This is a genomic window from Elusimicrobiota bacterium (genome assembly GCA_040757695.1).
In the GTDB taxonomy this organism is placed as follows: Bacteria; Elusimicrobiota; UBA8919; order UBA8919; family UBA8919; genus JBFLWK01.
The window spans coordinates 1-9,005 of sequence record JBFLWK010000084.1; the positions used below are offsets into that span (position 1 = coordinate 1).

General features: G+C 39.2%; 11 protein-coding genes. 3 read left to right on the top strand and 8 right to left on the bottom strand.

Annotated features, from left to right (window positions below):
- Positions 1–193: 193 nt before the first annotated feature.
- Positions 194–328, top strand: a complete 135-nt coding sequence (locus AB1349_11370; GenBank protein MEW6557928.1) for a hypothetical protein — start codon at positions 194–196, stop codon at positions 326–328.
- A 54-nt stretch (positions 329–382) separates the two neighbouring features.
- On the opposite strand, the gene AB1349_11375 is transcribed toward AB1349_11370, so the two are convergent.
- Positions 383–562: a hypothetical protein gene (locus tag AB1349_11375; protein ID MEW6557929.1), complete on the bottom strand. Its 180-nt coding sequence runs from the start codon at positions 560–562 to the stop codon at positions 383–385.
- A gap of 158 nt (positions 563–720) precedes the next feature.
- Positions 721–1,011, bottom strand: a complete 291-nt coding sequence (locus tag AB1349_11380; protein ID MEW6557930.1) for a hypothetical protein — start codon at positions 1,009–1,011, stop codon at positions 721–723.
- 247 nt (positions 1,012–1,258) lie between these two features.
- Between AB1349_11380 and istA the strand changes: the two genes are divergently transcribed.
- On the top strand, positions 1,259–2,749 hold the full coding sequence (gene istA / locus AB1349_11385; protein ID MEW6557931.1) for an IS21 family transposase: 1,491 nt from the start codon (positions 1,259–1,261) through the stop codon (positions 2,747–2,749).
- Positions 2,750–2,866: 117 nt separating this feature from the next.
- Complete coding sequence (istB, locus tag AB1349_11390) at positions 2,867–3,427, top strand: IS21-like element helper ATPase IstB (GenBank protein ID MEW6557932.1); 561 nt, start codon at positions 2,867–2,869, stop codon at positions 3,425–3,427.
- Positions 3,428–3,612: 185 nt separating this feature from the next.
- On the opposite strand, the gene AB1349_11395 is transcribed toward istB, so the two are convergent.
- The 6 genes from AB1349_11395 to AB1349_11420 form a co-directional block, all read right to left on the bottom strand.
- A complete protein-coding gene (locus AB1349_11395) occupies positions 3,613–3,993 on the bottom strand; it encodes a hypothetical protein (GenBank protein MEW6557933.1) in 381 nt (126 codons plus the stop codon).
- 359 nt (positions 3,994–4,352) lie between these two features.
- Positions 4,353–4,706, bottom strand: a complete 354-nt coding sequence (locus tag AB1349_11400; protein ID MEW6557934.1) for a hypothetical protein — start codon at positions 4,704–4,706, stop codon at positions 4,353–4,355.
- A gap of 396 nt (positions 4,707–5,102) precedes the next feature.
- Positions 5,103–6,797 (bottom strand): PD-(D/E)XK nuclease family protein, encoded by a 1,695-nt coding sequence (locus AB1349_11405; GenBank protein MEW6557935.1) that lies wholly within the window; start codon positions 6,795–6,797, stop codon positions 5,103–5,105.
- Between the two features lie 63 nt (positions 6,798–6,860).
- Positions 6,861–7,052 (bottom strand): ORF6N domain-containing protein, encoded by a 192-nt coding sequence (locus AB1349_11410; protein MEW6557936.1) that lies wholly within the window; start codon positions 7,050–7,052, stop codon positions 6,861–6,863.
- Entirely contained in the window at positions 7,049–8,704 is a 1,656-nt protein-coding gene (ilvD, locus tag AB1349_11415; GenBank protein MEW6557937.1) for a dihydroxy-acid dehydratase, read from the bottom strand. The genes AB1349_11410 and ilvD overlap by 4 nt, the downstream gene beginning before the upstream one ends.
- Positions 8,705–8,720: 16 nt before the next feature.
- Positions 8,721–9,005: hypothetical protein (locus AB1349_11420; protein MEW6557938.1), on the bottom strand; the 285-nt coding region annotated here is incomplete at its 5' end.

Consider the following 9,005-nt stretch of genomic DNA (forward strand, 5'->3'; position numbering starts at 1 on the left):
GTGCTTTATGAGGAAGTGTTATTGAAGAGCCGTGTGTGGGCAATCTGCAAGCACGGTTCTGCGAGGGGCACGACAGCCCGATAGGGCTGTCACCACAAGGAGGTTATAAAGATGTCTACTCAACAAACGATTACACATCTTGATAAACCAATTAAAATCGCCACTCCGCTTACATTAATATCTCAACAAGAATATGATTGAGACATTGGAAATTTTAAGCGATAAAAAGATTCTTTCTCGTATAGAATCTGCAGTTCAAAATATCCGTAAAGGAAAAGTATTTTTGCATAAACAGGTTTTTGGACACAATCCGAATGACAAAATATAAACTTGCCTATTCTCCAGAAGCAAAAGTATAATTGATGTAATTCATCGGAAAGAGTCATATCGTTAACATTTTATCGGACCTGTCCTTTTTTTCGCTTTTTTTCGTCATTGCGATAGCCGATTTATCGGCTCGTGGCAATCTCTTAATCCCCGCTCCACTATTATTTTCTTCCATCCCCATTTTGTCATTCCCGAGTGCTGTTATCGGGAATCTATGATTTTCCTCCGACCCCATTTCCTTGTTTTAACCACCATTTGTGGTAGCCGCAGTCTTCAGCCTGCGAAAAACTACCGACGGAAACGCAACCTGAAGGTTGCGGCTACCAGGCAAAAAACCGAATTGTCAGACAGCATCTCAACCCTGTCCCCTAAACCCTAAACCCGTCCACGGGTTTAATGAACCACGCAAACCACATCCGGGTCACCGCCGGTTCTGTAAAATGCGCCTGCTGTGAGCCCGCCGGCTACCGCAGCAGCGTTATTCGCATAAACTGGTAACCCCACAACCTGTAATTTGCTTGTCGGACTCGTCGTCCCGATGCCGACATTGCCAGAATTGTAATAAATATCGCTTCCGCTGGTGGTCCATTGGCTTGAGCCACCTGTGCCTGTATCATCAACTCCATCTGCAAAACCAGCTGGGATATTACTGATACTTGACCATGTAACCGTATGAGTTGTCAATTGCAATGTAAAATGATACCGGGGTTGCAAAGTAAAATGAGCCCACCCTGTAAATAGAGGATTCTGTTACAGGTGCTTAAACAAGGTGTTGCAAAGTAAAATGAGCCCACCACCAGTGGTATTGGCGGTGTGGATGATACCTTCTGTAAGTTAAGAAATAAATCTGCTATAATAAACCTCAGGTGAACTAAACCTATTCTGACCTGTCAGCAACGAGCGACAGGGTAGGGTGGAAGGGAGGTTTGTTATGGCAGTGAGATTAGAGGATAGGGCAATGATAAGGTATTTAAGGGAAAAGGGATACAGCATAAGAAGGATATCAAGGGAACTTGGTATATCGCGCAGGGCCATAAGAAAGTATTTACAGGACTCTACAAGACCTAAATATGTTCGTGAGTTGCCGTATAACTCTAAATTGGAGTTATACAAGGCGTACATAAAAGAACGACTGAATGATTATCCTGATATTACAGCATTAAAACTTTTTAATGAAATTAAGGATGAAGGTTTTTCTGGTAGTTATCGGCTTGTAGCATATTATGTAAGCAGGATTCGTCCAGTGAAATCACAAAAAGTGTTTTTAAGATACGAGACAGAACCTGGGGATGAAGCACAGGTGGACTGGTCAGAATTTGGCAGTATTAACTATTATGGTAGGAACTGTAAATTGTATTGTTTTAGTTTTGTGTGGGGCTATTCCAGAAGACATTACATAGAGTTCACAATAAGTTGTGATATGCCTACACTTATGAGATGTCATCAGAGAGCGTTTGAATATTTTGGTGGTGTGCCAAAGAAAATACTGTATGATAATATGAAGACAGTAGTATCAGAAAACATTGACGGTAGAATCAGGTTTAACGAAAAGTTTTTAGATTTTGCGAACTATTATGGTTTTATGCCTTCCGCCTGTGATGTAGGACAGGCACATCAAAAAGGCAAGATAGAGCGAGTGATAGAATATATTCGGACAAGTTTCTTTTGTGGAGAAGAGTTTTCAGAACTTGCCGAGTTAAATGCGAAGGCATTGCACTGGTTAACAGAAATCGCAGATGTAAGGATTCACGGGACCACGCGTGAAAAACCGATTGATAGATGGCAAACAGAAAAAAATGCGATTCTACCTTTACCACGAACAAATTACGACACAAGGAAAGTTGAACCGAGATTAGTGCAGAAGGACTGCTACTTAAACTGGGAAGGTAATTGTTATCAGATACCGTGGCAATATGCACGGCAAACAGTAACAGTTAAAGCGGATGAGACAACGCTTCAGGTTTATTACGACGATAAATGTATAGCCCAGCATACAATTAGTAAGCAGAAAGGGAAATATATTCGCAATCCCGAATATTCCAAAGGGATGCCAAAAGTTTTAGATAATCGGAGACAGAAGTATCAGCAAGAGATGTCAGCATTTGGGGAAGTCGGGCTAAAATACTTTGAAGAGATTTTAAACTCGTCAATATCAAATCCATATCATCATTTAGGCAAAATTATACGACTAAAAGAGAGTTATCCTGTTTCAGATATTGCAAGTTCAATAGAGGTTGCATTAAAGTTTAAATCACTCCAAAGTAATACGGTAGTAAATCTGGTTAAGAAACGCATTCCAGCATATAACATAGACCGTCTGGAAAAAATGTTATCTATCCCTGGACTTAACTACAATTTCCAGGAAGTAGAAGAAAGACCGTTAGAGTTTTACGAGTGGGTAACAGGAGAAAAAAATGGCTAACCTACAACTTAATCAGGTGCAGAGCAATTTAGAGAAATTGAACCTTTACCGTATGGCAGAGATATTACCAGAATATCTAAAAACATCAGCAGACAGGAATCTTTAAAATTTCCACAGATAAAGACATTAGACACATTTGATTTTTCGTTTCAGACATCAATTTCTAAAAAGAAGATATTAGAACTTGCGAATCTGTCATTTATTGATAGAAAAGAGAATGTGATATTTTTAGGACCACCCGGTGTAGGGAAAACGCATTTGGCAATCGCACTCGGTGTAAAAGCATGTGAGGCAAGATATCCAGTATTGTTCTTTCAAGCACCAGACCTTCTACAGCATCTTACAAGTTCACTTGCCGATAGAACAGTTAACGAAGAATTAAGACGATTGACCTATTCTGCTTTGATTATCGTTGATGAGATTGGATACCTGCCAATAGACCGGTTAGGCGCAAGTTTATTTTTTCAGTTTATTACATCAAGATATGAAAAAGGCTCAATTATACTTACTTCAAACAAATCATTTTCTTCTTGGGGTGAAATTTTTACAGATGGTGTATTTGCCGCTGCTATATTGGATAGATTATTGCATCACGCTAATGTCATAAACATAAAAGGAGAGTCATACAGGCTTAAAGACAAGAAAAAAGAACTGCTAAAAGAGGAGAAAGAACAATGACAGGGTGGTATCGTTTTACTTTGCAACAGTGGGCTCATTTTACTTTTCACTTGACAGAGTATGCGACGCAATCGCTTACTTGACCATGTAACCGTATGAGTATGCGACGCAGTTGCAAAATCGCTCGCGTGTTTGCCATCCAGCATATCCGCATTTATAGAATATGGCGAACTAACAAGTTGTTCTCATGGCGAGAGTGTTGTGCCGTCAACGCTCAATTCCAGATAGACAGTTTTTCCTTCCCAGTCAAGCCCTGATAAAGCGACATCTGCACCGAGCACATAATTAAAAAGCCCGTTAGTAACAGTTACTGTCTGTGCACCGCTTGACCAGAGTTGATTCCCGCCTGTTAAGGCATCATACAATTTGAATGTTATTGTTTTTGTGCCATTAACCGCTGTGCCGCTTTGTTCCAGTTTGCCCTGATAATTGATTTTTTGTGGTGTAGCAGTAAAAACAGAACTAACCCAAAAGACCAAACCCAAAATAGCGAGGCTAAAGCCTCGCACTACATTAAAATTCTGATACTGCAAACCAGCAACCAAACTTTTCTTCAACCCTGTCATACCCCCCACCTCCATATAATGATTTTCCTCCGTTTCCATTTTCCAGTTTTGCAGGGAAACCCTGCTACTACATTTTACAATGTCAAGAAAACTACGGAACCACAGATTAACACAGATTAACATAGATTTTAATTTTTAATTAAATTTTGAGCTCGTCTGAACCATTTTTAACAAAGGTAAAACAACTTTGCACAGCCGTTGTGCGAAGTTGCACAGAGCCCGCGCGAGGTTGCACAGAGCCCGCGCGAAGTTGCATAACCTTTGTGTAAAGTTGCACAATCATTGTGCAAAATCGTTTAACTCAAAATCAAAGTTGCTTTTCTCTTGTTACTTGTTACTTATTACCTGTTACTTGTTTCTTATCCCTGATGCTCAGTTGTTCGGGGACCTTTTTTCCCGCCACTCTTCCATGGCTTCAATCCGAACTCTTCCAACTTCTCCATTTTCTTTCCATACTTGCCATAAACACTGCTGGAGAGCCGTGCATAAAACCCTTTTAACTCTGACATATACTTTTTCAACCGCTCTGTTGACTGCTGGGTTTTCGCTTTCAAATCCTCCTGAACACTGTTTTCCGATTTGACTGTAGCAATCGCTTCCTCAAATTCAGCGATTTTTACAGGCAAGTCACCTAAATCCTTCGTGTTCGCTTTAAGTCCCGCGAGCATCTGCTCATACAACCCGATAAGTCCTGCAAACGACCTGTCTGCCATACACCCTCCTTTAACGACAATTTTCAAATGTAAGCATTTGCTTACATTTTGATTCCAAAAAGAAAAAGCACGCTAATAGCGTGCTACCACAAATGAAATAAAAATAGCGAATTTACATTCGCCGATACAGATTGTTGATTTACATCAACCGCTACAAACAATTTTTCATTTTTAATTTTTACTTTTAATTTTGATTGATTTTTACCCCCCCACCACGAAAACGGCAAATTCCAAATAACAAATAACAAATCTTAAACCAGTCAGTGATTAGTGTAGTCGCAGGTTTTAACCTGCGACTAGTGATTTGAGATTGCTTCGTTTCACTCGCAATGCCAGTTATTTTTTACCTCTGCCAAAAGTATAACAAAAAATCCACAGTTTGTCAAGCACTTTTTTTTATTTTATGAATATCGGACAATCCAGCCTAAAATCGCAGTTAGGACACCAGTGATTTTCTTTTGGCGGGAATGCCTCGTCGGCTGGTTTTTGCTGTTGTAAAAGTTCGGTACATTTTTCTATTTCGTCAACTGTTTTGTCAACCAGCGTTACATTTTCAGCAATCATTTTATTTATATCTATATCGTCTTTATTCAAACTGGAGCCGGTTATATTTGGATAGAATATAATTTTTTTATCAAATTCCAACATAAATAACGACAGCGATGCTGGTGGCACAGGTGTCAGTTTCGCTTCTTTACAAGCCCACCAGTAAAGTGTAAGTTGCAGTTTGTGGTCGTCCATAATTTTGTCATCAGGCCAGTCCGGTTCTGTTTTATAGTCAATAATTTCGTAACTGCCGTCTTCGGTTTTATCAATACGGTCTATAAAACCCGTTATCAATCCTTTTTTACCGATAGGGAGTTCAAAATACTCTTCAGTTTTGTATGCCTTTTTATAAGTTTTGTTTTTAATATATGTTTTGTAATAATCTCTTAACATCTTTTCCGCTTTTTTGTAGTATTCCTGCTCGTTGACGCCGTCTTCTTTATAACCGTCGCTTTTCCATGATGTTTTCAACAGGTTTAAAAGATATCTTAGTCGCGGTTTTTTCAAGATACCATTGTAATTATAAAACTGCTCAAATGCGTTATGCACACTTGTTCCGATTGAAAAAAACGAGTGTGGTTTTGTTTTTAGTTTATCAATATAAATAAATTTGTACTGTCTGGGGCAATTCAAAAAGGTATTCATTTTTGAATAAGAGAGCCGGAAGCGGTTACGTTCTATCTTGAACCCAGCCCACATTGAACAAGAACTTCTGAAATTACATATAGAACACCAGTATCCTTTACGGGGTAAAAATTCGGTTTTAACCAATCCGACTGCCACATTTTTTGCAGCTGTTTGTAATTTTTCTGATAAATTTCTCGGGATTTTGCAAACAACTTCTTCATTATCTCGTAAATAATAATATACAACTCTATGCCGTCTGAATGGGAACAGTTTTTTGGCTGCTAAAAGAAAAAGCGCTGGTCTTAAATCTTTCTCGCCAACACTGCTGCTGTATGACGGTTTTGACAATCTATAAATTATTGATTCATAACTGCCATCGGGATAGACCATAATACGGTCTATTTTTTCGCTTAATTTAACATCGCCAACCTGAACATATACTTTCTGGTCAATTGCCGGAAATTTTTTATCCCTGTCTTTCCAACTGATTGTTTGTGCTACTTTGTTTTTTTTATCTTTGTTTTGGTCGTAAAAATTTTTAAGTATTTTTTTGCCTTCTTCGCGGTATTTGATTTCGTCTGATGTGTCCCGAAAATCTGACGGTACCCAGAATCGTTCAAACATAGAAATCATTTCAGATAGTGATACAAGTGTGCCATAGCAGTATGCTTCTTTCAGTATACGGGTTAGGACTTTATAGAATGCAAGTGCACCACTACCAGTTTGAGATGCTGTTGTCTCGTCTGTCAAATCTTCCTGTGCGGTCTGTAGATAACTAAAATAGTATTTTGCGGGACAGTTCAGGTAAGTGTTAATCTGGTTGTAAGAGAGCGGGCGAAGTTCTCTTATTTTAGAGCCAAGAGTGATATTTTTAATCTCATCACCAATTTTTTCTAAAACTTTTTTTATAATAATCATAGAATCAAGTTTAGACAGAAACTCTGTTTCAGAGGACAAGTCGGGTGGGGCATCGCTCTGAAATTAAAATCTAAACATAAAGTCGTCCGGAAATCTTTTTATATTTCTACGGACTTGTTCATTTAATCGTTTCGTAGGAACTCCATATAATTCCGCTAAATCTCTGTCAAGCATTATTTTCTTGTTTTTGATTACAAAAATTCTTTTCGCAATCTTACCCTCTGGAATACCAACAACCCCCTTTTTCCTTTTCATTTCAGCACCGCACCCGTATCAGCCGAAGTGACAAGTTTGGAATATCTTGCCAGCCAGCCGGTTTTGACTTTAGGTTCAAACGGTTTCTTTCGTGTCAATCGCAGTTTTATTTCTACATCAGTAAGCCGTATTGATATTTTTCTATTTGGAATATCAATTGTAATTTCTTCACCATCTTTCACTATTGAAATAGGACCACCAACTGCACTTTCCGGACAGATATGCCCAACGCAGGGCCCGCGAGTGCCACCTGAAAATCTACCATCAGTAATCAACGCAACTTTCTCAGAAAGCCCTAATCCAACAATTGCAGAAGTTGGCGATAGCATTTCTCTCATACCCGGACCGCCTTTAGGACCTTCATTTCTTATTACAATCACATCATCCTTTTTTATTTTTTTTAGCGTAATCAAATTCATTGCTTCTTCTTCTGATTCACAAACTCTTGCCTGTCCTGTAAATTTCAACACCTTATTACTAACTGCAGATTGTTTTACAACACAGCCGTTTGGTGCGAGATTACCAAACAGCACTGCAATACCACCTGTTGGGTTGTATGGTTTATTTAGCGGTCTGATAATTTCTGTATTTTTTACTTCGCCGGTTTTAGCAATTTCAGAAATTCGTCTACCGGAAACAGTAGAATTATCTTTCAATTTTCCTTTCAGTATTGACAGCACTGCCGGGATACCACCAGCATTCTCTAAATCTTCCATGTAATTATCACCTGCAGGCTCAAGTTTGACGATATTCGGTATTTTTTTAGAAATTTCATCAAAAAGTGTAAGTGGTAATTTACACCCGCACTCGTTTGCAATCGCAGGCAGATGAAGAACAGTATTTGTAGAACCGCCTAACGCCATATCCACAACAATCGCATTGTAAAACGCTTCATCCGTCATAATACTTCGTCTGGGTAAAATCTGTTTATTAACAAGTTCTACAATTCGTTGACCTGATTCATATGCGATACGTCTTTTTTTTGCCGAAACTGCACAGGCGGTAGCACAGCCAGTAAGTGACATTCCCATTGCTTCTGTTAGGCACGCCATCGTGTTGGCGGTATAAAGCCCCTGACAACTTCCTGCACCAGGACATGAAGCCATTTCTAAACCTTCAAGTTCGGTATCTTTCAGTTTTTTAGCACGATAAAGTCCAACCGCCTCAAAAGTATCGCGAACAAGCGAACGTCTTTTCCCAGCATAAAAACCAGTCAGCATCGGACCTGCTGTGACAACGATTGCAGGTAAATTAAGCCGCCCGACAGCCATCAGCATCCCAGGTGTTATTTTGTCACAATTTGTAAGCAAAACCAGCCCATCAAGTTTATGTGCATTCGCAACCGATTCAATACAATCAGCAATAAGTTCCCGTGATGGCAATGAATAGCACATCCCGGAATGTCCCATCGCAATCCCATCACAGATAGCAGGCAGCCCGAATACAAATGGTGTGCCACCGGCAGATTCAATCCCGCGTTCTATAAAACGTTCTAAATCCCGCATACCAATATGACCCGGGACTAAATCAGAATAACTTGATGCAATCCCGATAAATGGTTTCTGTAACGATGTTTTTGTCACGCCTGTCGCATAAATTAAACATCTGTTCGGAGCCCTTTCCACACCTTTTTTCGCTTCATCACTTCTCATCTTTCCTCCCAAGATTCTATTCGTGATTATCTAAATCAATATTGATGACAGCCGACGCCTTTTTTTTTCTTTTATGACTTCTTTTATATGTATCCAATTTTTTTTCTTCTAACTCTATTGTTTTGGCTGGTTTTTTTTGGCGTTCACCAAGTTGAATTGTAATAGTTTTTGCGGTAGATGTTTTTGTATCCATTTTTCTAAGTATTTCTGTTGTTGGCGGAACATATACTGCTGAAGCTGTTGTTATGGAAACCATTCCACCTGCAGAAAAACCTATCTGGTTCTGCGGTTGGGTCAATCG